Origin of the sequence: Bacillus silvicola (genome assembly GCF_050524305.1) — a bacterium.
In the GTDB taxonomy this organism is placed as follows: domain Bacteria; phylum Bacillota; class Bacilli; order Bacillales; family Bacillaceae_G; genus Bacillus_A; species Bacillus_A cereus_AT.
The window spans coordinates 413,921-438,374 of record NZ_JBNGVC010000012.1 but is presented as its reverse complement, the minus strand read 5'-3'; the positions used below and the strand labels follow the sequence as shown (position 1 = coordinate 438,374).

Genomic DNA, 24,454 nt, shown 5'->3' with positions numbered 1-24,454 from the left:
CTGGTATTTCTAAGTTTGTTAGAAGTACCGGCTTTTTGTGTACGTTGTATAAAGAAGAGTAATTTTGATGGCATATTGTTTGTATGTAAGAAATAAGTATGGGTTTAATTCTTAGTTTTCCTATTGACATTGTTTTAATTTAGCTGTATTCTTCATAATAACAACTTAATAAATGGAAAAATTTATTAGTTTTCTTATCAAGAGAGATGGAGGGACTGGCCCGATGAAATCTCAGCAACAGGCTACAAAAGTACTGTGCTAATTCCAGCAGACGTATGAGGCGTCTGGAAGATGGGGGGAATGGATTAACATTCAACTCTTCTTATATGTGTAAGAAGAGTTTTTTGTTTAGAGAGGGGGGATAGAATGAAATTTGATGTAACGTATTTTTTAGAAAGTTTTCCGCAATTATTTAAGTATGTATACATAACTTTAGGGATTACTGTTGTTTCCATGATTCTTTCTTTCTTTATAGGGATTGGCTTGGCAACCATAACAAAAAACAAAACGAAATTTTTATATCCAATTGCAAGGGTGTATATCTCTTTCTTTAGAGGAACACCGTTATTAGTTCAATTGTTTGTGTTGTATTTCGGATTGCCACAAATATCTCCGGCTTTTACAGTACTTACAGCTATGCAAGCAACTTTAATTGGTCTCAGTTTAAATAATGCTGCTTATTTGTCAGAGATAATTCGAGGTTCATTAAATGCTGTTGAATCAGGGCAAATGGATGCTTGTTTATCAGTAGGGATGACAAAAGCACAAGCGATGCGGCAAATTATCTTTCCGCAGGCTATTCGTGTAGCAGTGCCGTCACTTGGAAATAATTTTGTTGGATTGTTAAAAGAATCTTCGTTATCTTTTGCGCTTGGGGTGGCTGAAATTTTAGCACAAGCGAAAATGTTAGCTGCTCAATCGTATCGTTATATGGAAAGTTATTTAGCGGTAGCGATTGTGTATTGGATTATTACAATTGCAATTAGCTGGGGGCAGAAAAAATTAGAAAAGAAACTTGATGCGCCGTATTTATAACAGAAATGAGGTGAAGTATGTGATTGAGATAAGTGATTTGTATAAATCCTACAAACATAATGAAGTGTTAAAGGGAATTTCACTTACTGTGAAAAAAGGGGAAGTGGTAGTAATTATTGGACCTTCTGGTTCAGGGAAATCGACACTACTGAGATGTTTGAATTTATTAGAACAACCGAATGATGGAAGTATTAGAATTGAAGATTTGGAGATTCATGCGAAGAAACTTTATAAAAAAGAAATAATACAATTACGGCAAAAAACAGCTATGGTTTTTCAAAACTATAATTTATTCAAAAATAAAACAGCACTGCAAAATATTACAACGCCATTAACGGTTGTACAGAAAAAAAGTGAGGAAGAGGCAAAGGGAATAGCTAGAGAAATATTAAAACAAGTAGGGTTAGCTGAGAAAGAAGATTTTTATCCAACGATGCTATCAGGAGGGCAACAGCAAAGGGTAGGGATTGCTAGAGCAATGGCTTTAAATCCCGCTGTATTATTGTTTGATGAACCGACTTCTGCGCTTGATCCAGAATTAGTTAATGAGGTACTGCAAGTTATTAAAGACTTGGCAAGACAGCATATAACGATGGTTATTGTTACACATGAAATGAATTTTGCAAAAGATGTGGCTGATCGCATTATATTTATGGCGGATGGAATTATCGTAGAGCAGGGAACGCCAGAAGAGATTTTTCGAAACCCACAAAATGAACGTACGAAAAAGTTTTTACGACAATTAAATGCATCTGAAGAAGGAAATCATTTCGTTATTTAGGAGGAAGAGTTATGAGAAAATCGTCATTATTACTAACGATAGCATTAACACTATCAGTTGGAGCTTTGTCTGCATGTGGTTCTAACGTATCAAGTGAAAAAACGAATGAAAAAGTAGTGAAAGTTGGGACTTCTGCAGGTCGTAGTCCATTTATTTTTAAAGAGGGTGAAAAAGTAAAAGGTTTTGATGCTGAAATTATTGAGGCGGCTGCTAAAAAAGCTGGATATAAAGTAGAATGGAATGTTTCTGATTTTGAAGGATTATTTGGTTTATTAGATTCAGGTCGTATTGATACGATTGCAAATGAATTATCCGTTTCTCCGGAAAGAAAAAAGAAATATGATTTTTCGATCCCATATGTGTATTCAGGATCTGTTTTTGCGGTGAAGAAAGATAATAATACAATTAAATCGATAGAGGATCTAAAAGGAAAAACTGTAGGTGTTGGACTTGGTACAGCAGGAGAGCAGGAGTTAAAAGCTTTAAATAAAAATAATGCTTTTACGATTAAAACGTACTCAGAGGATCCAACGGCGGAATTGAACGAAGTAGGATTTGGACGCGTCGATGCTTATTATAATGATAAAGTTCAAGTGGAAACAACAATAACAAAGGCGAAACTAGATAATGTGAAAGTTGGATTTGGTCCACTTGAATGGGGAGAGATTGCATTTCCATTTGCAAAAAAGAGTGAAAAGTTAGAAGATATAAATAAAGCGTTAAAAGAATTAGAGCAAGATGGAACATTGAGTGACATATCGAAAAAATGGCTAAAAATTGATGCTACAAAAAAACAAAATTAAGGTGTATTCGTTGAATGGGGCTATGACCTATCAACTTATATAAAAAACTAGAGGAAACTGGAGAGGAAGTTATTTATGGTACAAATTCATCCGAAAACACGTATTGGTCATGTTACATTTAAAGTGAAAGATTTAGAGCGTCAAATTGCTTTTTATGAAAATGTTGTTGGTCTAGAGGTAATTAAGAAAGACGGGAATACAGCATATTTAGTAGGGAAGGGTGGTAAGAATACGTTACTTGTTCTTGAGCAACTGGAAGATGCAGCGCTGCAAGAACCGCGTACGACGGGTATATATCATGTCGCCTTTTTAGTTCCGACTCGTGAAGCTTTTGCTTCGGCACTATTTGGTGTGCTTCGTAATAAGAACGTAATTGATAGTCCATCTGAGCAAGAAGGGCGTTATACATATTCAAATGAAATTTTACCAATTTCAAGGTTTAATAGCGCAAGTGATCATACGTATAGTGAGGCGTTTTATTTACAAGACTTAGAGGGTAATGGTATCGAAATATATGCAGACCGTCCACGTGATCAATGGGGAGAAGGGCCAGGAGGAAGTACGCCGCTTGACTTAAAAGAACTGGCAACGCTCGTTGATTATGAGGTCGATGGATTACCAGCTGATACGGTTGTTGGACACGTACATTTACGAATAGCTGATGTAGAAAAGTCTCATGAATTTTATGTAGAAACAGTAGGTTTTGAAGTGCAGCAGCGTGAAGATGATTGCTTATTCATTTCGGCAGGAGGGTATCATCACCATATCGGTGCAAATACGTGGAATGGGGTAAATAATCCGCACCCGCCAGCACATGCAACTGGATTAAAAGTGTATACGATTGTACTACCACATAAAGAAGCGTTAGATGAAGTAAAAGAAAGATTAATAGAAAAACAACATGAGATAAATGAAACTTCAAATGGATTTACCGTAGTAGACCCAAGTGGTATTACAGTGCAGTTTGAAATAGAGGCGTTATAAAAGAAACCAGAAAGTGTGCTATCACTTTCTGGTTTCTTTTTGATAAGTAATCCAAGTAGGACAAGGGTTAAAAGGAAAAGATTTTAATATTTCCATTGCATACATACTCGTCGAATCGAATTCACCTTGAACGAAAGAATAACCGTTTTTATTTGCATACGTAGTTTGTTCTAAAACGAGCAGTTTTAGTAATGGTAAATTGTCCGTAGTGTGAGTCCCACACAGTCCTAGTTCTAGCGTATTATCCTTTTTTGATGTATGGAGGAAAGAGTACCCAATAATCTCGTTCTCTTCATCGATAATTAGAAAGCTTCCTTCAAGTAGGATATCATCAGCTAAGATCATTTTTTGCCAAGTTTCGAGGGGGAATGAGGCAACGGGATTTGCTAGGTGAGTCTGTTCGTAATTCATTTTTACTAAGTGCGCTAGTTTTTTTAATAAACTATTGTTGGATAAGATGTTCGATAAGGTTTGTAAATGATAATTTAAATTAAGGATTTGATTGGTAAGTATTATTTTTTGTAAGTCTAATATCGGCATATATGTTCTTCGGATTTCCGTAAAATTATGTTCTTCATAATAAGCTTTTAAATGAGCTGATGTTTCCCATATAGAGGTTTGTAATGGTAGTTTGAAGTTTTCTCGTTTTTGAATCTCGTTTAATAAAAATTGTTCAATGTGTAGCCCTGAATAGAAAGGTTTCGTATATATTCGAAAGTATGTGCAGTATGGATGGAAGTTGCTATTCCAGGCGAAAAAGATGCCTACTACATCTTTTTTATAGTAGGCAACATACGCACATTTTGTTTTATTATCTTGTAATAAGTTAAATAGATAAGATTCTTCATTGTATAAATCAATAAGTTGTTTTATTTTTAGCTCATTACTTCTACTATATTTCTCTATAACAAGATTATGTTCATTGGATGACTTTTTCATAGCTCAATCCAAAACCTTCTTACTACATTCCCATCTTCCTCAGTGAAATCATCATCACGAAGTCCACCGTTATGTAAAATCGTTTTCTCAGAAGCTGTATTCACTTCGTCGCAAACGACAAGTACTTTCGTGATGTTTAATTCCTTCGTTTTTTCTAATGATAATTCTAGTAACTTCGTAGCATAACCTTTTTTTCTTTCAGAAGGGCGAATGCCATAACCGATATGACCTCCAGCGTTAAATAGATGTTCAGTTAAACTATGGCGTATATTAACAGCTCCTACAATTCTATTATTATCTGTAACGAGCCAATACGTAGAATCTGGTACCCAAGTTTCAGGAATATTTATTCCGTTATGTGCATCGAGCAGTTCTTGAATCATATCTGGGAAGTTAGAAGGGTCTTTTGAAATAACCCATGGAATCATCGTTTCACCGCTATCTTTCCATTCGTTATAGAAATCTAGGTATTCTTTTTGTAAATCAGTAGTAGGTGTAAGTAAAGTGACGTTCATTGTTAGTAAGCTCCTTTTATTTGTGTAGTATTTTCAAAAAATCACGGCATAAAATGAAAACGTTTTCTGAACTTTCTCAACCTCATTTCATGCAGCCTACATTCCGTTTTTAATTAAAAATTAGTTACGCTTTAAAATTTAAAGTATTCATATGAAAAGTATGTTGTTTTTATTTATGTTAATATTTTAAATATTAACATAAATAAAACGGGATATTAAGTATATTTTAACGAAATGCTTTCATATCGATAAATGGATGTGTGTGATAATTTTTATTTTATCTATCTATAATGAATGAAAGGGGGAAGTGTCCGTGAGCTTACATATTGATTTTATTATACGAATTGGTGTTGCTGGTTTATTAGGAGCAATGATTGGTATTGAAAGGGAAATTCGATCAAAAGAAGCTGGATTAAAGACTCATTTCCTCGTAGCGGTAGGGAGTGCTTTAATAATGGTTGTTTCGAAATATGCCTTTTCAGATATTATATTTGAAAATCATATGTCTCTTGATCCAAGTCGTATTGCAGCCCAAGTTGTTAGTGGAGTGGGGTTTTTAGGTGCAGGTACAATTATTATTCAAAAACAGGCGGTGAAAGGATTAACGACAGCGGCTGGTTTATGGGCTACAGCAGGAATTGGATTAGCGATTGGAGCGGGTATGTATGTAGTAGGGATTGGAGCTACGATTCTCGTTTTAATTGGTTTAGAGATTGTAAGTCGTATTTTTAAGGTGCAATTTTTATTTCCACAAAATATAACAGTGCAAATGTGTATTAATAAGCATGAAGCAGTACAACAAATATTAGAAACGCTACAAGTGAAAGGTATTCCAATACTTTCATATGAAGTTGAAACTTTACAGCGAGATACAGGTGTAGTTTATAAGGTAGGAATGAAGCTGAAAAATATATCACCTGAAGAAAAGAATGCATTTATTCAGCATATGCAAACATTACCGGAAGTCACGTTTATAAAGTTAAAATCATAGCGTTGAAAAAGAGGATAGATGTAGCAGGAATTTCGCTATTATCTATCCTTTTTTGACACGAATTGTATGGGAAGTCAAGTGTTAATTTTGCTTTGAATAGATACATGTGTGAACGTTACCTTATTTTTTCTCAATACATAACAAATAGTCAGAATAGTAAAATTATGGTGCGGGACACTAAAAATGTAAGGTAGGGGAGATTATGAAAGGCTATTCAAAAAAAATGTTAGTAGGGGTAAGTTTTGTTAGTTTAATGTTAGGTAGTTTTCAAGGGAACATATCGGCAGAGGATACTAGGGGGGAACAAGTTTCTTATCGAAATGTGCTCAAAATGGAGCCAGTTGGTGTACAATTGCCGATGCAAGAGTTAGCGCACTCATCTAAAGTGCTAGAAAACAAATCGTTTGAGAAAAGGCTACAATTAGCCGATTTATCGCAAAGACCACCAGAAGTAAAAAAAGAAAGTCAGCAATTAGCTGTAGCGAAAACATATACAATTGCTGAGTTGAATCAATTAAGTAATCAGCAGTTAGTAGATTTGCTCGTAACTATTAATTGGGAGCAAATTACGGGGCTATTTCAGTTTAATAAGGACAGCCTTGCATTCTATCAAAATGATAGTAGGATGCAGGCGATTATTGATAAATTGAAGCAGCAAGGACAAACTTATACGAAGGATGATTCAAAAGGGATTGAAACGTTAGTAGAGGTATTACGTTCTGGGTTTTATTTAGGTTTTTATCATACAGAACTAAGTAAACTTAATGAACGAAGCTATCATGACAAGTGCTTACCTGCATTGAAAACGATTTCTCAAAACTCAAATTTCAAACTCGGTACGTTAGAACAAAATAAAGTTGTATCGTCATATGGAAAATTAATAGGAAACGCTTCTAGTGATGCGGAAACGATTTCATCAGCTGCGAACATTTTCAAGCAATATAATGATAGTCTTTCTACATTTATAGATAATCGTTCAGCAGGTAATGCAGTGTACGATATTATGCAAGGTGTCGATTATGATATTCAGTCGTATTTGTACGATACGAATAAAGCACCGAAAGATACAATGTGGTATCAAAAAATAGATAGTTATATTAATGAGTTAAGTAGATTTGCGTTAATGGGAACAGTTACAGCGAAAAACGGATGGCTTATTAATAATGGGATCTATTATACAGGTAGACTCGGTATGTTCCATAGTACAGGGACGAAAGGATTGCAAGTTGTAACAGATGCGATGAAAATTTACCCATATTTAGGTGAGCAATATTTCGTAGCAGCTGAGCAAATTACGACGAATTATGGTGGGAAAGATGCAAATGGTAAAGTGGTTGATTTAGATCAAATACGAGAAGATGGTAAGAAAAAATATTTGCCAAAAACGTATACGTTTGATGATGGGGCAATTGTTTTAAAAGCCGGAGATAAAGTGACTGAAGAGAAAGTGAAACGTTTATATTGGGCAGCAAAAGAAGTGAAAGCACAATTCCATCGTACGGTTGAAAGTGATCAACCTTTAGAAAAAGGAAATCCAGATGACGTATTAACAATGGTTATTTATAATAGTCCAGCTGAATATCAATTTAACCGTCAATTGTACGGATATGAAACGAATAACGGCGGTCTTTATATAGAAGGAACAGGTACGTTCTTTACTTATGAACGTACGCCAGAAGAAAGTATTTATAGTTTAGAAGAATTGTTCCGACATGAGTTCACGCATTACTTACAAGGTAGATATGAAGTGCCAGGACTTTGGGGGCAAGGTAAGATGTATGAGAATGAGAGATTATCTTGGTTTGAAGAAGGGAATGCTGAGTTCTTTGCAGGTGCAACGAGAACGGACAACGTCGTTCCAAGAAAGAGCATTATAGGAGGGCTATCTTCAAATCCAGCAGAACGTTATACGGCAGAGCGAACGTTAAATGCGAAGTATGGAACGTGGGATTTCTATAATTATTCCTTCGCTTTACAATCGTATATGTACAATAAGAGATATGATATGTTTGACAAAATACATGATCTTATTAGGAAAAATGATGTTACAGCATATGATGCATATCGCTCTGCTTTAAGTAAAGATGCGAATTTAAATAAAGAGTATCAAGACTATATGCAAATGTTAGTAGATAACCGTGAGAAATATAATGTTCCATTAGTATCAGATGATTATTTAGCAACTCACGCACCGAAACCAGTTTCAGATATTGCGGCAGAAATAACGGCGGAAGCAAAATTAAGTAATGTATCAGTAAAGAAAAATAAATCACAGTTCTTTAATACATTTACACTACAAGGAACATATACAGGAACAGCTACAAAAGGAGAATATGAAGACTGGAAAACAATTACGCAAAACGTAAATGATACGTTAAAACGTTTAAGTGCGAAAGAATGGACAGGCTACAAAACAGTAACAGCTTACTTTGTGGATTATCGTGTGAATGCATCAGGGCAATTTGAATATGATGTTGTGTTCCACGGCATTAATACAGAAGAAGGTGCAGTGAATAAAGCACCAATTGCGGTTATAAATGGTCCGTATAGCGGAAATGTGAATGAAGCAATCTCGTTTAAAAGCGATGGATCAAAAGATGAAGATGGGAAAATTGCTTCTTATAAATGGGAGTTTGGTGACGGTACTGTAAGTAATGAACAAAATCCGACTCACGTGTATACAAAAGAAGGAACATATACAGCGAAATTAACAGTAACAGATGACAAAGGGTTAACGAATACTGTTACAACGAATGTAACGGTTCAAAAGAAAGAAGATAATAGTATAGAAAAAGAACCGAATAATTCGTTCCAGACAGCGAATAAACTGCAATTAAATCAAGTTTTACGTGCTAGTTTAGGAAATGGTGATACGAGTGATTACTTTGAAATAAATGTGGAAACTGCGAAAAACCTACAAATTAATGTAACGAAGGAAAATAATATCGGAGTAAACTGGGTTCTTTATTCAGAAGCGGATTTAAATAATTATGTTACGTATGCCCAGCAAGAAGGAAATAAGTTAGTAGGAAGTTATTATACGTATCCAGGAAAGTATTATTTACATGTGTATCAGTATGGCGGGGGAACAGGGAATTATACGGTAGAAGTGAAATAGTAAAAAGGTCGCCGTAAGTGGCGACCTTTTTGTTACGCATAATAAAAAAATTTAAATGAAATTTATAAAAGTTTGATAGGCAATACCAAGGGAAAGTATCGTAGCTACCATATGTGCAGTCCATTTAGGCATACTTAAATTCAGTACGACATTATACAAGATTCCATATAAGGGGTCCTGCCGACAAAACGCGGAAATTATACGCTAAGCAACTTCTAGCAAAGAAAAAACCGATTTCCTGTACGCTAAGGAAATCGGTTTTTAGCTTAGTGATGAATTTATAGTTGTTTTCTTAACCTGGGGCCAAACAGCTACTTTGGTATAAATTGTGGTTTCAAAATATGGATGCCCTTATAGAGTATATAGCTAGTAGTAGAGCGAAATTATGCTATTATCTTTTTAGCCATTCGATAATTAGTTAATTTAATGCCCTTACGTTCTATAATTTGTGAACAGATTACTTGGTACCCTTTGTGTTTAAAGAATGACTTGGCAGTAATACTGGCCTCTGTGATAATCTCTAAAAAGTTTAATCTTTTTGCCTCTAACTCAAGCATATCAACAAGAGCTGAAGCTATACCTTTCCCTTGATAATCTTTATGAACATAAAGCCTATCAGGGGTTCAGCCGAGATACGTGTAAAAATGGGTCATAAGCTGTAATATATTTCCATTATTGGTTTTTTAGTTAAAAATATCTACCTCATGATTAACAAAAAGCTGATTACCTATGCGCTATAAATGAACTGCCCCCAATTGTTAAACAAAACCTAGCAATTGGGGGCAGTTCATAGTTATCATTTGATTCTTCTAGTGACTTTCTCAAGTAAAGCACCCTTTGGTTGAATAAGATTTATTTATTCATTCCCATCAATCGCTTAATTGTTCTTATTTGTCCACGATGATTAATTTCGTCTTCCATAACGTGAAACCACAAGTAGTAATTATTATAAGGCACACCATTATCCCACTTGTTTTCCTCGAATAACCAGCTATCTTGTTTTGATTTCAGATATGTTAGTGTATTTTCTCTAACTTGTGATAATTCATTCAAATAATAATCTAAAGATTGCTTTTTTATTCCTTCCCTTGCTTTGTCTCCAAGTTCTAAAGAAATTCACCACTTTAGATATTCACTTTCAGTTAAATCTCTTTTTTCAAACGAGATAGCTTGATGAACAAACTCCATCGCTGCAATATGTGATAAGAGAGAACCAATAGTGTTTGAATTACCGTTTGGTAAGAAATCTAAATCACTTTGGTTTAAATTGGAGATTTCGCTCAATGTAACATCTCTTGTATGTTCAAGCATTGTTACAAGCTCTCCAATCTTATTTGAATAGTTTTCTCTTGAAATTATTCTATAATCTATCATATATATCCCTCCAATTCATGCTAAGCATAAGTTTACCAATAAAATAAAAAAACAAAGTCTGTAAATTTATGTAAAATAATGATATAATTTAATTGAATATAAAGAAAAAGGAAACCTGTTTTTATCAGTGTTACCTTTTTCTAATTACACCACGGGGCCACCAACTAAATGTCATAAAAAACACGATAAGACAATATCTCTCAAATATAAAGCCGATTAGATCCGTAAAAAAGTTTAGACTTTTCGCCTAAGTAAAGTCGTTCCATGTAAAATCAACACTCAAGATACCGACAGGATATGAGCTGACCATATAGTTTCTTCTAGAAGCTAAAGCTAATTTCGGATTACGAAAACAAGTGTCATGACTGTCAAGAAAACATACATCAAGTTTTTCAGAGCTTACATCAATAGCTACGAATAATCTCATGGAAAGGACCTCCTTTCTTTGAATAGTATTTGGAATGAGCTTGGATACTGTGGGATCTCCCTAGAGTCCAAAACATAGCCACAACCTCGCGTATGAGTATTCAATGATTGCCTTCACCTAAGCTGCCCTCCCACCACTATGAGAGGTAAGTGAAGGAAACCGATACAGCTTGTGCGTATGCAGTGTATTTTGGTCTGGGTCACAGTCTTTTAACGTGGTCGAACTACAGGAGGAGTAAGCATATTCCTGATGGATCCATTTCTATACTTCCATTATCTGGGGAAATTCCCCAGTATCCAAGACTAAATTTTACCCATACATCATTTTTTGATGTAGCTCTTGAAGATAAAAACTATTTAATTTTCAAGGAACAGTTATTAACTTAAAACTTATTATACGAGGAGGGTGTATCATGAAAAAAATATGCTTTGTATTAATTGTCGACGCTGGTATAAATTATGGTTCAATATTTTCTCTACCATTTTTAAGGAATCAGGATGATTTGAAGGAATATTTTTCTAAGTATTATGATGTTTCGATTAATTATATTAGGGATAAAAACTCAGTTGACTATTTGGTAGTTCCCAAACCGTGTCCACCTTTTGATAATGAAAATAATCTTCCAATAATTGAAGTACCAGCAATCTTATTTATGGAAAAGGATTTTGAAAAAATAAAGACTTATATAGACAATTATTTTTCTAATAACTCATAAAGAAAATAAAAGTACAGTAAAAAGAAGTCCGATAAAAAACGAGTGGCGTAGAATATTTCTATTAATCATTCGTTTTTTATTATATTTACATATATTTTTTAAAAGAGGATTATAGAAGAAAAGTTCATAAATGACTACAACAAAGTATGTTAACGAACGAAATGAAATAGCAAAATGCAGCAGAGACAAAGGCTCTTTGTCAAACGGGACTGATGAATGTATTTGGCAAGTAAAAAATGGTTCTTCCCGGAGGTAGTTGAAAAGTCTCATTCTCTCCAAAAGTAGAATATTTGTCCGCAATGTGGAGAATTTGCATCGACCATACATGATTCTTTTAATAAGCTTTAACTTGTTTATGCTCCCTTCGGCAAGACCATTATTATTCTCATAAGTTACCGCATTTCTGACAGCTTCAATATCCCGGGCTAATCCATTCGTAAAGCTCTTAAACTCTTGTGTATTAGTATTCTTAATTTTCTCAATACAATGGTCGAGATTCTCAACACTCTTTGTGGTGAAGATGTTTTTAAACTCCCATGTTAAGTCATAAACTATTTTTACAATAGGGTGTTCTTCACAAACACGTTCAAATTGCTCTTGTGTAATAGCTTCTACCTTTTCCAGTGGCTTGTAAAGAAGTTTTAAGATATTTGAACGTTTTATGGTTTCGGTTGGAGTATCTGATTCACTAAAGGTTTGAGCGCTCTCTCTTCCTCTGCTTTAATTCATGTACATATTTTCGCAAGTTAGATGATGAGCCGTTATAACCCTTTTCCTGGATTATTTTTTCTATTTTCGAACTCATTAGCCCTCGCTCGAATAAATCTTTAATCTCCTCTTTGTAAGGATCCAGTTTACTACTCCGTTTTTTTCCATAAGAAGCATGTACCGGCGTGAAGTCTTCATCCAAATACCGCTTTATCGTTCTACGATCAAAGCCCGTTCTACGGGATATTTCCTTATTACTAAGCCCAAGCTTCTTTAACTCTCGTACTTCATTTATATCGTTCATTTTCCTTTGTACCTTTTCTTCGTGAATAATCGTTGCTTGCTTTTTAAATTTTTTCTGCTTTTCCTCTTCTGATAGACGTATTAATTTGTCATATGTCCGAACGTCCATATTTAGCTGGCTACATATCCAGCTTTTACTGTTCCCATCAGCTTTATATTGAAGTGCACGTTCGTACTTTTCCTTAATAGTTAGTTTACGATTGATATTGCTTTGCGGGATATTATCTTGTTGCGTACAAGTTTCCTCACATTTAGATTCATCCACAGGGATTTTTACGGAGTTCTTTAGTTCCTTCTTTAATACATCAGACGCATAATCTGTTAGATTTTTTAAAATGTGGAAGCGATCGCTTACTTGTACAGCTTCTGGGTGTGCTTCGGTTATTGCGTTATGATATGTGATAGAACCATCTCTTACTACAATTATCTCGATTAGGCTCTAAATATGAACCACGTTCATTTCGTAGATTTAAAGAGAATAAGAAATTTGCACTTTTAATCATACATCTCTTACATCTCAGTCAAAACCTTGTAGATCAAGCGTTTGAAATTCACGATCGACAAATTACCTTACTGCTATCAAAAGGAAGAAAAGCTCAAGAAGAAATTCAAAAATTAAATGGGAAAGCAGTAAATGAAAAGGTCATTCACTTTGCTGACCTAGGTGCAGCCCTTATCGAAGCAAGAGAGCAAGGAAAAGATCCATATGCAGCCTTAGAATCTATAATGCCTTGGGAAGATGTTGTAAACTCCATTGAGGAGGCCAAACAATTATCTAGACCTATGGATTATGACTACTTGGATTTACTCAAGAATCGTTTTACTTATCTACGCAAATATACACCAACCTTATTAGATGTCTTAGAATTTACTTCAACTAAATCAGGGGAGCCGTTGCTACAAGCAATTGATACCATTAAAGAGATGAATAGACACAGTAAACGAAAAATTCCAGAAGATGCACCGTTAAATTTTGTTCCTAATCGATGGAAGAAGCATGTATTTAGTGATGATGGAAGTATAGATAGACATTATTATGAAATGGCCGTCCTCACAGAACTTAGAAACCTTGTTCGTTCAGGTAATGTTTCTATCACAGGGAGCCGACAACATCAAGATTTTGAAGAGTATTTGATATCAAAAGATCAGTGGGAAAAAGAGAAGTATAATAATAGACTAGTTGTACCTCCATCGGTTGAAGATTACTTATTTGAGCGAATGGAATCGCTACAAAAACGATTAACTTGGATTACAGCGAACATTTCAGACATAGAAGGTGTGAACTTTGAAAACGGATATCTTCATATCCAACGGTTAGAGAAAAATGTACCTGATGCAGCACGAAATTACAGTTTATCACTTTATCAACTATTACCACGTGTGAAATTAACAGATTTACTTATGGAAGTATCCGAATGGACCGGATTTGAAAAACAATTTCTTCATGCTTCAACGTTACAACCTCCAAAAGAAGAAGAAAAGCCTGCAATCATGGCCGCAATTATGGCTATGGGGACAAACGTAGGACTAACTAAAATGGCCGAGGCAACAGACGGAATTTCTTACAGGCAAAATGTCTACTGCATCACAGTGGCGTTTGTATGAAGATTCAATGAATAAGGCACAAGCAACATTAGTAAATTACCAGCACCAACTAGATTTAGCTTCTTATTGGGGAGATGGTACCACTTCGTCTTCAGATGGGATGCGCATGCAAATTGGGGTTTCATCTTTACATGCAGACGAAAATCCACATTACGGAACAGGTAAAGGTGCTACCATTTATCGCTTTGTGAGTGATCAATTCTCTAGCTTTTATACAAAAGTGATTAATACGAATGCTAGGGATGCCGTTCATGTCATTGATGGTTTACTACATCACGAAACAGATTTACATATTGAAGAGCATTATACTGATACAGCTGGATATGCAGATCAAGTATTCGGTCTTACTCATTTGCTAGGGTATCGCTTTGCCCCAAGATTAAGAGATATTTTGGACTCGAAACTCTACACATTTGAAAAGCCTGAACAATATCCTGATATGGAGAAATTGTTACGCGGAAGGATTCATAAAAAAGTCATTCAAGAGAATTACGATGATGTGTTAAGGTTAGCACATTCCGTTCGGGAAGGAACAGCGTCTGCGTCTCTTATTATGGGGAAGATTGGTTCTTATTCTAGGCAGAATAGTCTTGCAAAAGCGATAAGAGAAATGGGACGAGTTGAAAAAACTTTATTTATTTTAGACTATATTTCTAGTGAAACGTTACGCCGGCGCATTCAAAAGGGATTAAATAAAGGAGAAGCAATGAATGCCTTAGCAAGAGCTATTTTCTTTGGAAAACATGGTGAACTTCGAGAGCGTGCACTGCAAGACCAATTACAGCGTGCCAGTGCATTAAATCTTATTATAAATGCAATTAGCATTTGGAATACCGTATATTTATCCCGAGCGATTGAGCATATGATGGAAGTAGGAAAACATCAGGAGTCTTTACTTGCCCATATTTCACCTTTAGGTTGGGAGCATATAAATTTCTTAGGTCAATATAAATTCGATATTAACAGTTCCCATTCTATTCGATCATTACGCCCCTTAGAACATAAATGAAGCCCTTGATTTTCTGCTTAGCGTAGACAAATCAAGGGTTTTTCTTTCAAAATCTTTCTTAGCGTATAATTTCCGCGTTTTGTCGGCAGGACCCCATGCCCATCAACTTAAGGATGGATACAAAATTAACTTTTGTTCAATTGAACTAAAATCTCCCAAAATGGGGACAAGTTATTAAAAATAAGCACACGAAATAAACCCTAACGGGTTTCATTTTTTTCTTATGCAGCTTTCTTTTGCTTGCTACATCCACTATACTCATAGATAACACCCATGATATCAAAGACAGTTTTCTTCTCATATCGATGAGATTTCCGCCCGTTTTTCTCTAGAAGGTGGAACAGGCGGATCAGAAGCTTTGTTATCTCTTGGGTGCTTTTCCCTATGGCTTGATAGAGGAGAAACAGATGATCTTGGATCATTCCAATCGCTTTATATTCACTTAATTCTTTTTGCTTCTTTTGTAACACAAGTTGGCGCATTTTAAACATCGTAGAAGAACATAAAAAAATAGCGATGAGTTTCCCGTATAAATGGCACTCTATTCTTTCTTGTTTGACGGTACGACAATGATTAATATCAAACAATGATTTCCACGTTTTAAAAACAATTTCTATCTGCCAACGCAATGTATATAATTCATGTACTTGTTCCATCGGAACCCATTCCCAAGGTGCATTTGTCACATATACATTTAATCCCGCTGCTAATTTACTTTTATCTGAATAGGTTTTGTGTTTTGACTTTTCTTTTTCTGCAATTTTCTCTAGACGTTTTTTTAATTGTGCCTCTGTTAAACGATGAAAAATGAGACGTGAAAATAGCTGCTGTTTATCCCCAATATAAGCTTGCTGATATTCTATCGTTTCGCCTGGTTGGAGTTGATTCAAAATCTGTATGACATTGATTTGTATGTATTCTGATTGTTTTTTAATGGAACCATTTTTAAAATATTCCGGATTTGGATTTTTTACATATACGTTCGTATTTAACTTTAACCTCGAAATATAATACGTACCACGTTGATCCATTTGATCTAAATCCTCTAATGAAAAATACCCTAAATCACGAATACATAAATCGCCTGGCCGTAACGTATCTAAACATTCTGTTCCGAATGTTTTATCATTATTTTTTCCAGGTCCCACTTGAAAATTAAGAAATTGCCCACTATGTAAATCATATTCTAATTGAATTTTGATCCCAGCTGTTTGAGCGCAGCCACCTGAACCAGGATATATATGTTCCAAAGTATGGGGTACTTGAAACATAGTGGCATCCATGATGCGAATGCGTTTAAAATGAGCAAAAAGTTGGTTAGAAATGTGAGTCTGCTCACAGATTTTTTGTTGTAACAATAACGAAAAGACATGCTTTAAAAATAACACTGATTTTGCAGTAAATCGTTTATTTAAGCCCTCTGGGCTGAGTAAAGTACCTGTAGCTGCATGAAGTCTACTACATAATCGGACTAAAGGATCACTGGCCACCCGTTGGCTAATCCAAATACAAATGGTAGCTAAATCTGATCCTGAAAACTTGCGTTTTCGCTTTATAAACTTAATCTCTCTTGCTAGTTCTTCCAAAAATCCAGGTGTGATATAGCGCTGTAATTCTTCTGCAAATGGTTGTAACTCCTCTTGAATCGAGAGATTCATAAAAAACGTCACCCTTTCTCATAGATTATTAAGAAAGAATAACGTTTTTTTGTACTTGGGGGTAGTAAAAAGTCTTAAGTTGATGGGCATGCGGCAGGACCCCTATAAGATAAAAATGATTAATATAAATGCAATGAATTGAAGAATTAGAAAAAAGTGGTTGTTCTAAAGAATTAATATCATGTTGTTCCATTTATTCTCACTCCCTTTATTTAATATATTAATATAATATATTTATAAGCGGAAGAGTTATTTCTATAAAGTACCAAAAATGTGATATGAAAGGGGTATTGGCAATTACAAGAACTAACGCGAACTATCATGTAACGTAACATATTATTATAAAATTAGTAAAAAAGGTTCGCCCTTTATGGCGAACCTTTTTTACGCGTTATACCCGAATAACTTTAAATCTTCTCCTGAGTCTGAAATTATCTTTTCGAACTGCAATCCTACTTTTTCTAAAAGATTTCCTGAGGCGATGTTATCTATAGAAGTAATTGCTACTATTCGTTTCATACCTAGGTTCTGTACACCGTAGTCTATTACAGCGGAAGCTGACTCGTAGCCATATCCTTTTGAACGGAATTCTTCTAAAAAGGCAAAGCCAATATCAACATCTTCTAATGAATCCCTTTTAATAAGACCACACATACCGAGTGGAGTGAAATCTTCTTTTCGTTCAACTAAGTAAAGGCCAAAGCCCATTTTATTATACATATCAACAGGTCCGTTTAAGATGTATTTTTTTGCATCTTCTAAGTTTTTGATCCTTTTATCACCGATATACTGAATCCATGCAGGATCATTTACTAATTTAAGAATAAATGGAGCATCTTTTATATCAAACCAGCGAAGAACGAGGCGTTCAGTTTCAAGAACTATCAAGCTATTGCACCACCTTTAACATTTATAATAATTAGTATGGATTGTGTAATACAAAATCGCAACATATTTTAAAATAGTCCTGATTGTTCACATAAAGTTCGTTTGTTTTGTATAAAGAGATATTTTATAATTAGAATTGATTGTAAAGAGTGAGATGCTTATACAATGACTCCTAGGTGACTAGGAGTTTTTACTATATAACTATCATTATTACTAAATATGACACACTACACATTCTACTCAAGGAGGTACATAATGAAAAAATTATATAATGCATCGTTTACGTATTTGATTATCGGTTTATTATCAGGAATTTTCGCTAGGGAGTATGGAAAGTATAAGGGGATTGTAGGATCTACTTTGTTAAATCTTTTGCATACACATACACTTGTACTTGGCTTTTTCTTCTTCTTAATTGCTTTAGGATTAGCAAAAGTATTCGCGTTTCATGAAGCGAAAAGTTTTAATAAGTGGTTTGTTGTACATAATATCGCATTAATTTTAATGTTAGGTTCGTTAGCAGCGAGAGGGCTTCTTCAGTTAAATGGAGCGGATTTCAAAGGGTTAACTTATATTGTTGGGTTTTCTCATTCGTTGATGGCGGTTACTTTAATTTGGTTTATGTTGTTAATAAAGAAGTCATTTAAAATATAGTCTTATAGCAAAGAACTTGCAATAATTATTGCAAGTTCTTTTTGTTTATTCGACAGTAGGAAACGAATTTCAAATATGTAAAACTTGAATTATTTAACTTTTCGGATTATTATGTATAAAACCCTTAACATATTTTGTAATTCTAATTTATAGAAAGTAGGAGTGTGTACGATGGAGATAACAGTAGAACGTTTAGTAAATGAACTAAAGGGTGTACTTCCCGAAAATCGAGTAGTTGTGAATACGACAGTAAGAGAGTTACATAGTAAAGATGAATCTTATCATACTAGTAGTTTACCTGATGTAGTTGTTTTTCCGAAAACGACTGAAGAGGTTAGTAGAATAATGAAAGTGGCGGGTGAGCATAAAAAACCTGTCGTTCCTTTTGGGGTAGGCTCTAGTTTAGAAGGACACGTTATTCCATATGAAAAAGGAATTACAATGGATTTCTCTCTTATGAATAAAATACTCGAAATAAGAGAGAAAGATTTTCTTGTGAGAGTACAGCCGGGAGTAACTCGCTCTCAGCTTAATAAAGAATTGAAGAAATACGGTTTGTTTTTTAGTGTAGATCCAGGTGCAGATGCAACGTTAGGTGGAATGGCTGCCACAAATGCGAGCGGAACGACAGCAGTTAAATACGGGGTAATGCGTGATCAAGTTCGTGATTTAGAAGTCGTTCTTGCTGATGGAGAAGTAATACATACTGGAAATTTAGCAGCGAAGTCATCATCAGGTTACCATTTAAATGGTGTTTTCGTAGGATCAGAAGGGACGCTCGGATGCTTTACAGAGCTAACTTTAAAAGTATACGGCATACCAGAACATGTTATGGCTACGAGAGCATCGTTTCCAACTATAAATGATGCAGTAGAAGCTGTCATTAATATATTACAAGCGGGTATTCCAATTGCAAGAATTGAACTTGTAGATGAATTATCTATGAAACAAGTAAATCATTATAATGAAACAAGTTACAGAGAAGAACCTACACTGTTTTTAGAGTTTCACGGTAATGAAGCAGGGCTTAAGCAAGATATTGAATTTACTAAGGAAATTGTTTTTGATCATAGATGTAAAGAAGTTGCTTTTGAAACAGAAACTGCGGCGAGAAATAAATTATGGGATGCACGGCATAATCTAGCATACTCTTACGTTCATAGCTATCCTGGTAAAAAGCTTATGAGTACAGACGTATGTGTACCAATTTCAGAATTAGCTGGCGCAATCCAACATGCGAAAGAGACATTAGATAAAGTAGGTCTTGTTGGTGGTATTCTTGGCCATGTAGGAGACGGAAATTTCCACGTGCTCTTAATGATAGATCCAAACGATAAAGAAGAAGTGAAAAAGGGCGACGAAATAAATGAAAGTATCGTTTTATATGCTCTTAAACGAGGTGGAACGTGTACGGGAGAACATGGCGTTGGAATCGGAAAACGGAAGTATCAAGAAGAAGAACATGGGGCGGCATTAATCGTAATGGAAAAAATAAAGAAAGCTCTTGATCCGCAAAATATTTTGAATCCGAATAAGGTGTTTGAATTAAAGGATAGGGGCTGATCGGGTGAAAGTACTAGAAGCGATAAGTAATATAGCTGGAAAGTATTTTGCATTTTGGGTTATTTGTATTGCAGCTATTGCGTATTTTATTCCCGCTCCATTTCTCGGGTTAAATAGTTACATAACGATTTTACTCGGAGTTGTCATGTTTGGGATGGGGTTAACATTAAAGGCTGTTGATTTCAAAATCATAGCTACAAAACCATTGCCAGTTATTATCGGTGTATGTGCTCAGTTTATTATTATGCCACTTGCCGCATACGTACTAGCCTACGTTATGAAGTTACCAGCTGAATTAGCAGCTGGACTAGTGTTACTCGGTTCAGTACCGGGTGGCACTGCATCAAATGTTATGGTTTATTTAGCGAAAGGAAACTTAGCGTTGTCTATTGCGATGACGTCATTATCAACGTTACTAGCACCAATTGCTACACCACTCATTTTATTACTACTTGCAGGACAATGGATGCCGGTTAATCCTATGTCTATGTTTCTTTCTATCGTACAAGTCATTATCATACCTATTATTTTAGGATTAGTAGTAAAGAAGTTTTTCCCTAAAACTGTTACGAAAGGAATGACTGTTATCCCTTTAATATCGGTTTTAGCAATTATCATTATAGTTTCAGCGGTGGTTTCAGCCAATGTAAGTAGTATTACTTCTTCAGGACTTCTTATCTTTATTGCGGTTATGCTCCATAATGCATTTGGTTTTTTACTCGGATATATAACAGCGTTCGTACTTGGACTAGACGAGGGGACAAGAAGAGCTATTTCAATAGAAGTAGGAATGCAAAATTCAGGATTAGGTGTTGCGCTAGCAACCGCACATTTTGGACCAGCTGCGGCACTTCCAAGTGTATTAGCAGCAGTATGGCATAATATTGCAGGGCCGATTTTAGCAACCATCTGGTCAAAAAATGCAAAGAATACTTTCAGTGATGAAAATTTATCGGTAAATATAGAAAAATAGGAATGATAAAGAATGCAAAAACGTATTGTACATTTTGAAGAGCTGGTTGTTTTTGTAGCTACGATTTATGCGTATTCAATATATGAATTTAGTTGGATTATATTTTTTCTGTTCCTTTTAGCTCCAGATTTATCAATGTTAGCGTATGGGATAAATAATCATATAGGTGCTAAAATCTATAATATATGTCACACGTATATTATATCTATATTAATTGCTATAGTAGGTGTCTATTTTAAGGTAGATACTGTTATTATGATTGGCTTAATATGGACAGCGCATATTGGAATGGATCGAATGTTTGGATATGGCTTGAAATATGAGACGGATTTTAAAGATACTCATATTCAAAGGTTGTAATTGCTTTTGAGGAGAGGGATATATTGAAACAGAGAATTACTATCGAAGAATATAGCACCAAGTGGGAAAGTGAATTTAATAAGCTACAAACTCTCATTAACGATGTAATGGAAGACAGCATTTTATCTATTGAACATGTTGGGAGTACATCTATTAAAGGACTTACAGCAAAACCAATATTAGATATTGATATCGTAATAGAAGATTATAAATTTTTTCCTGAAGTAGTAAAAAAACTTGAAACGATAGGATACTATCATCAATCGGAATGGAGCTTTAAAGGAAGAGAGGCGTTTGGAAGAAAGGATGCTTTCGTTCCGTGGAATGAAGAAAATACAGTTTGGATGGAACAGCATCTATATGTGTGTGATAAGAATAGTGAAGAGCTGAGGAGACATGTAGCGTTTCGGGATTATCTTCGTGAACATGCCGATGTTGCTATTGAATATGGGCGCTTAAAGGAAAAGTTAGCAAGAGAGTCGAAAAGTAGAACTGGCTATAGTGGAGGTAAGGCGGTATTTATTACAAATATATTAGAAAAAATAAACTAAAGCGGCATGGAGTATATGCCGCCTGTTCTATTTTGATAGAAAGCTGCCATTGTAAAAGAAATACAAACTGGCACTGTTGAATGAAACGATTTCTAAATATAATGAGAAATAAAAGATCGGAAAAGAGGGAGATTATGTACATACCAAAATATTTTGCAATACAAGATGAAGAGATGAAGTACGAAATAATTGAACAAAATAGCTTTGCGACGTTATTTTCTCAACATAATGGAGAACCATATGCAACGCACTTACCGTTGTTACTAAATAGGGAGACCCTGACTTTACATGGTCACTTCGCACGTCCGAATGAACAGTGGAAAGATAGTGGGAACCAACAAGTACTAGCTATATTTCAAGGACCACATAGTTACATCTCCCCGTCATGGTATGAAACAAATAAAGCAGTACCGACATGGAACTATGTTGCGGTCCATGTATATGGAGAATTAGAAATTGTTGAAGATGAACAGGAATTAATAGATTCTCTTCAAGATTTAGTACATACATATGAAGATCCACAGAGTAGCTACTCGCTAAATGAGGTGGATTCGAATTATATGGCAGGATTAAGTAAAGGTATAGTGGGCTTTAAAATAAAGATAAATAAAATAGAAGGAAAAGCGAAGTTAAGTCAAAATCATTCTGCGGAAAGAAGAAAATTAGTTGTAGAGAAACTTGAGAAAGTTGGTAGTGAGGGGAGTAAAGCAATCGCGGATTTAATGAAAGGAACAAAATGAGTTCTGTGAAATAAAGGTAATTTGCTAATTTTGTAGAAAATATACTTTTACTTAAAAGAAAATGCCTCCGTAGCTCTAGAAGGGAAGAGCGCCGGAAAACATGTCGCACCGGGTCGCAAGGCGAAGGTTTCAGAAGCACCGAAAAGCAAATAAGCTGAGACAGGTGGAATTCCTGTCGGTGAAATTCCGTAGGGAAGCGTGTTTCCCTTAGCCTATGCTTACGAAAGGAGTGCGGGTTCGAATCCCGTCGGAGGCATATGGAAAACCCTGTATGAAGAAATATTCGATTACATTAACTCAATAAGTGCATTTAAAAAAGACCTTCTGAATTGAAGGTCTTTCGTTTTTTAAAGCGCTTTTACAGCTGTTGTTGAGTTGTAGTCTTTACTTACGTCAACAGATTGAACAAAGTCAGGTCTTTGTGGTGCGGGAAGATCGGCGTGACTTGCTTTATATGTAAATGAACTATTTATCCCAATAGACACAATTCCAATAACAGATAATCCTAATAAGATAGAACTAATTTTTTTTATCATTTTAATGCCCCTTTCTCAAATGTTTTTTCTTTTGCTTGTAATGCTTTATGAAAATACTCACTTGCTTTTATGTGATTATTTTCATCGTAAAGTTTAACTGCTAATTTCTCTGAATATTCTTGAGTGTAGTTATATAAAGATTCTTTGTCGAAATACGTAATTCCTTCAAGAATAATATTTTCTAGATCTTCAGTTGTCTCATTATTGTTAAGAGAATTTAAAATTTTAAAATGAAGTATATATTCATCATTGTTTAGTTCTGTACAAACTTCCAATCCTTTTTTGATAAGTTTTTCAGCAATGTTTATTTCACCAAGTTTAGAATGCTCTCTGGCTTGTAAAAAGAGCGATTTAAAGTGTGTAGGTATTTTGGTTGACACCTCTGATAAATGTCGAATCGCTAGTGAAGACAGGTTTTGACTTGCATAGAGCCAACCTAGATTATTACGAATGCTTAAAACTAAATCATTTGCGTTTAGTTTTTGTAAAATGGAAAGAGCAGAATTGAACTTTTCCTCTGCTTGTTCATATTGCTTTAAAAATACACATGAGGAACCAATTATATTGTCGCAAAGTGCTAATTTTATCTCAAACCCGTTTTCAGTCATGAACATATTTCTGGCTTTTGTTGCTTGCTGAATTGCTTCAATAGGTTTATAAAAATGTTGGTTAAAGATAGCGAATCGGTAATTAAATTCTGCTTCCTCTAGTTTATCTGAAACATTGCCTAGTAGCTTTTCAGCATTTTCGTAATGCTCGCTAGCTAAATTGTAGTTTGTTGTTAAAGTAGCATGAATAGCTTTAAATAAATGATAGTAGTAAGAAAGTGAATGGTTAGATGAGATTGAATAAGAATCTATCTTATCAAAACTATGTTTTGAAATGCTTAAACTATCTACTAAAACTTTATATCGAAAATCTAGTAAGGAATGATATAATGCTACGTTTTCATCTTCTTCAAAGTTTAGTTCCTTTTCCTCAATTTCATGCTTTAAGTTGGTCGCCTGAGACACATCTTGTTTAAGCATAGCTAAATACCAATCATTAAATAATTTCGTAATTTGTTCATTACCTTGTAGTTGAACGTTCATGAAATCCCCTCGCTTTTTGAATATTCTTATAAAATATAGTATCAAAAATAACAATATTTAGAAATGATGTTTTATATTTCTCAACATTTGTATAGTAGAGTTGTGATTAAGCTCATTGAAATGGAGTGGAGTT

At 34.8% G+C, this 24,454-nt stretch carries 22 protein-coding genes, 3 pseudogenes and 1 riboswitch; of the genes and pseudogenes, 14 read left to right on the top strand and 11 right to left on the bottom strand.

What is annotated here, in order from left to right; all coding sequences use genetic code 11:
* Positions 1-191 precede the first annotated feature (191 nt).
* Positions 192-298: riboswitch (SAM riboswitch) on the top strand.
* A gap of 68 nt (positions 299-366) precedes the next feature.
* The 4 genes from ACP6L7_RS14110 (at position 367) to ACP6L7_RS14095 (ending at position 3,603) form a co-directional block, all read left to right on the top strand.
* Complete coding sequence (locus ACP6L7_RS14110; protein WP_097832771.1) at positions 367-1,035, top strand: amino acid ABC transporter permease; 669 nt, start codon at positions 367-369, stop codon at positions 1,033-1,035.
* A 19-nt stretch (positions 1,036-1,054) separates the two neighbouring features.
* Positions 1,055-1,816 (top strand): amino acid ABC transporter ATP-binding protein, encoded by a 762-nt coding sequence (locus ACP6L7_RS14105; RefSeq protein WP_170961061.1) that lies wholly within the window; start codon positions 1,055-1,057, stop codon positions 1,814-1,816.
* A gap of 11 nt (positions 1,817-1,827) precedes the next feature.
* Positions 1,828-2,619: an amino acid ABC transporter substrate-binding protein gene (locus tag ACP6L7_RS14100; RefSeq protein ID WP_071747614.1), complete on the top strand. Its 792-nt coding sequence runs from the start codon at positions 1,828-1,830 to the stop codon at positions 2,617-2,619.
* Between the two features lie 75 nt (positions 2,620-2,694).
* Positions 2,695-3,603: a VOC family protein gene (locus ACP6L7_RS14095; RefSeq protein ID WP_097832773.1), complete on the top strand. Its 909-nt coding sequence runs from the start codon at positions 2,695-2,697 to the stop codon at positions 3,601-3,603.
* A 21-nt stretch (positions 3,604-3,624) separates the two neighbouring features.
* Here the strand turns inward: ACP6L7_RS14095 and ACP6L7_RS14090 are convergent, their stop codons facing one another.
* Entirely contained in the window at positions 3,625-4,542 is a 918-nt protein-coding gene (locus tag ACP6L7_RS14090; protein ID WP_097832774.1) for a GNAT family acetyltransferase, read from the bottom strand.
* Entirely contained in the window at positions 4,539-5,057 is a 519-nt protein-coding gene (locus tag ACP6L7_RS14085; RefSeq protein WP_097832775.1) for a GNAT family N-acetyltransferase, read from the bottom strand. Before ACP6L7_RS14085 ends, ACP6L7_RS14090 begins: the two co-directional genes overlap by 4 nt.
* A 313-nt stretch (positions 5,058-5,370) precedes the next feature.
* Here ACP6L7_RS14085 and ACP6L7_RS14080 point away from each other — a divergent pair, with 313 nt between their 5' ends.
* The gene (locus tag ACP6L7_RS14080; protein WP_097832776.1) at positions 5,371-6,048 is read left to right on the top strand and encodes an MgtC/SapB family protein; all 678 of its coding nucleotides are present in this window, start codon (positions 5,371-5,373) and stop codon (positions 6,046-6,048) included.
* A 202-nt stretch (positions 6,049-6,250) separates the two neighbouring features.
* Positions 6,251-9,166: a collagenase ColA gene (gene colA / locus ACP6L7_RS14075; RefSeq protein WP_097832777.1), complete on the top strand. Its 2,916-nt coding sequence runs from the start codon at positions 6,251-6,253 to the stop codon at positions 9,164-9,166.
* Between the two features lie 383 nt (positions 9,167-9,549).
* Here colA and ACP6L7_RS14070 read toward each other — a convergent pair.
* From ACP6L7_RS14070 to ACP6L7_RS14060, 3 genes and pseudogenes are all read right to left on the bottom strand, one after another.
* Positions 9,550-9,783 (bottom strand): annotated as a pseudogene (locus ACP6L7_RS14070) (GNAT family N-acetyltransferase); the annotation flags it as partial.
* A 235-nt stretch (positions 9,784-10,018) separates the two neighbouring features.
* Positions 10,019-10,540 (bottom strand): annotated as a pseudogene (locus tag ACP6L7_RS14065) (DinB family protein).
* A gap of 247 nt (positions 10,541-10,787) precedes the next feature.
* Positions 10,788-10,967 carry a hypothetical protein gene (locus ACP6L7_RS14060; protein WP_097832529.1) on the bottom strand — a complete coding sequence of 60 codons (180 nt, stop codon included), beginning with the start codon at positions 10,965-10,967 and terminating at the stop codon, positions 10,788-10,790.
* Between the two features lie 412 nt (positions 10,968-11,379).
* Between ACP6L7_RS14060 and ACP6L7_RS14055 the strand changes: the two genes are divergently transcribed.
* Positions 11,380-11,682, top strand: a complete 303-nt coding sequence (locus ACP6L7_RS14055; protein WP_000717614.1) for a hypothetical protein — start codon at positions 11,380-11,382, stop codon at positions 11,680-11,682.
* Here ACP6L7_RS14055 and ACP6L7_RS14050 read toward each other — a convergent pair.
* Together ACP6L7_RS14050 and ACP6L7_RS14045 are read right to left on the bottom strand one after the other, a co-directional pair.
* A complete protein-coding gene (locus ACP6L7_RS14050; protein ID WP_097832530.1) occupies positions 11,677-12,345 on the bottom strand; it encodes a transposase in 669 nt (222 codons plus the stop codon). The genes ACP6L7_RS14055 and ACP6L7_RS14050 overlap by 6 nt on opposite strands.
* A gap of 25 nt (positions 12,346-12,370) precedes the next feature.
* On the bottom strand, positions 12,371-13,078 hold the full coding sequence (locus tag ACP6L7_RS14045) for a hypothetical protein (RefSeq protein WP_373605119.1): 708 nt from the start codon (positions 13,076-13,078) through the stop codon (positions 12,371-12,373).
* A 29-nt stretch (positions 13,079-13,107) separates the two neighbouring features.
* On the opposite strand from ACP6L7_RS14045, the pseudogene ACP6L7_RS14040 reads away from it, so the two are divergent.
* Positions 13,108-15,307 (top strand): annotated as a pseudogene (locus tag ACP6L7_RS14040) (Tn3 family transposase); the annotation flags it as partial.
* Between the two features lie 221 nt (positions 15,308-15,528).
* On the opposite strand, the gene ACP6L7_RS14035 reads toward ACP6L7_RS14040, so the two are convergent.
* Together ACP6L7_RS14035 and ACP6L7_RS14030 are read right to left on the bottom strand one after the other, a co-directional pair.
* The gene (locus ACP6L7_RS14035) at positions 15,529-16,965 is read right to left on the bottom strand and encodes an IS4 family transposase (RefSeq protein WP_430529099.1); all 1,437 of its coding nucleotides are present in this window, start codon (positions 16,963-16,965) and stop codon (positions 15,529-15,531) included.
* A 384-nt stretch (positions 16,966-17,349) separates the two neighbouring features.
* Complete coding sequence (locus ACP6L7_RS14030) at positions 17,350-17,853, bottom strand: GNAT family N-acetyltransferase (RefSeq protein ID WP_088097216.1); 504 nt, start codon at positions 17,851-17,853, stop codon at positions 17,350-17,352.
* Positions 17,854-18,108: 255 nt separating this feature from the next.
* On the opposite strand from ACP6L7_RS14030, the gene ACP6L7_RS14025 reads away from it, so the two are divergent.
* The 6 genes from ACP6L7_RS14025 to ACP6L7_RS14000 all read left to right on the top strand — a co-directional run bounded on the left by ACP6L7_RS14025 (position 18,109) and on the right by ACP6L7_RS14000 (position 22,694).
* Positions 18,109-18,507 (top strand): DUF2871 family protein, encoded by a 399-nt coding sequence (locus ACP6L7_RS14025; RefSeq protein ID WP_000737904.1) that lies wholly within the window; start codon positions 18,109-18,111, stop codon positions 18,505-18,507.
* 171 nt (positions 18,508-18,678) lie between these two features.
* On the top strand, positions 18,679-20,070 hold the full coding sequence (locus tag ACP6L7_RS14020; RefSeq protein ID WP_097832532.1) for an FAD-binding oxidoreductase: 1,392 nt from the start codon (positions 18,679-18,681) through the stop codon (positions 20,068-20,070).
* Between the two features lie 4 nt (positions 20,071-20,074).
* Positions 20,075-21,043: a bile acid:sodium symporter family protein gene (locus ACP6L7_RS14015; RefSeq protein WP_097832533.1), complete on the top strand. Its 969-nt coding sequence runs from the start codon at positions 20,075-20,077 to the stop codon at positions 21,041-21,043.
* Between the two features lie 12 nt (positions 21,044-21,055).
* Positions 21,056-21,403 carry a DUF4260 domain-containing protein gene (locus ACP6L7_RS14010; RefSeq protein ID WP_097832534.1) on the top strand — a complete coding sequence of 116 codons (348 nt, stop codon included), beginning with the start codon at positions 21,056-21,058 and terminating at the stop codon, positions 21,401-21,403.
* A 23-nt stretch (positions 21,404-21,426) separates the two neighbouring features.
* Positions 21,427-21,954: a GrpB family protein gene (locus tag ACP6L7_RS14005; protein WP_097832535.1), complete on the top strand. Its 528-nt coding sequence runs from the start codon at positions 21,427-21,429 to the stop codon at positions 21,952-21,954.
* Between the two features lie 134 nt (positions 21,955-22,088).
* Positions 22,089-22,694, top strand: coding sequence for an FMN-binding negative transcriptional regulator (locus ACP6L7_RS14000; protein WP_097832536.1), 606 nt, complete (start codon positions 22,089-22,091; stop codon positions 22,692-22,694).
* 347 nt (positions 22,695-23,041) lie between these two features.
* On the opposite strand, the gene ACP6L7_RS13995 is transcribed toward ACP6L7_RS14000, so the two are convergent.
* Complete coding sequence (locus ACP6L7_RS13995; RefSeq protein WP_000592005.1) at positions 23,042-23,230, bottom strand: Phr family secreted Rap phosphatase inhibitor; 189 nt, start codon at positions 23,228-23,230, stop codon at positions 23,042-23,044.
* Positions 23,227-24,321: a Rap family tetratricopeptide repeat protein gene (locus tag ACP6L7_RS13990; RefSeq protein ID WP_097832537.1), complete on the bottom strand. Its 1,095-nt coding sequence runs from the start codon at positions 24,319-24,321 to the stop codon at positions 23,227-23,229. The genes ACP6L7_RS13995 and ACP6L7_RS13990 overlap by 4 nt, the downstream gene beginning before the upstream one ends.
* Between the last annotated feature and the right edge of the window lie 133 nt (positions 24,322-24,454).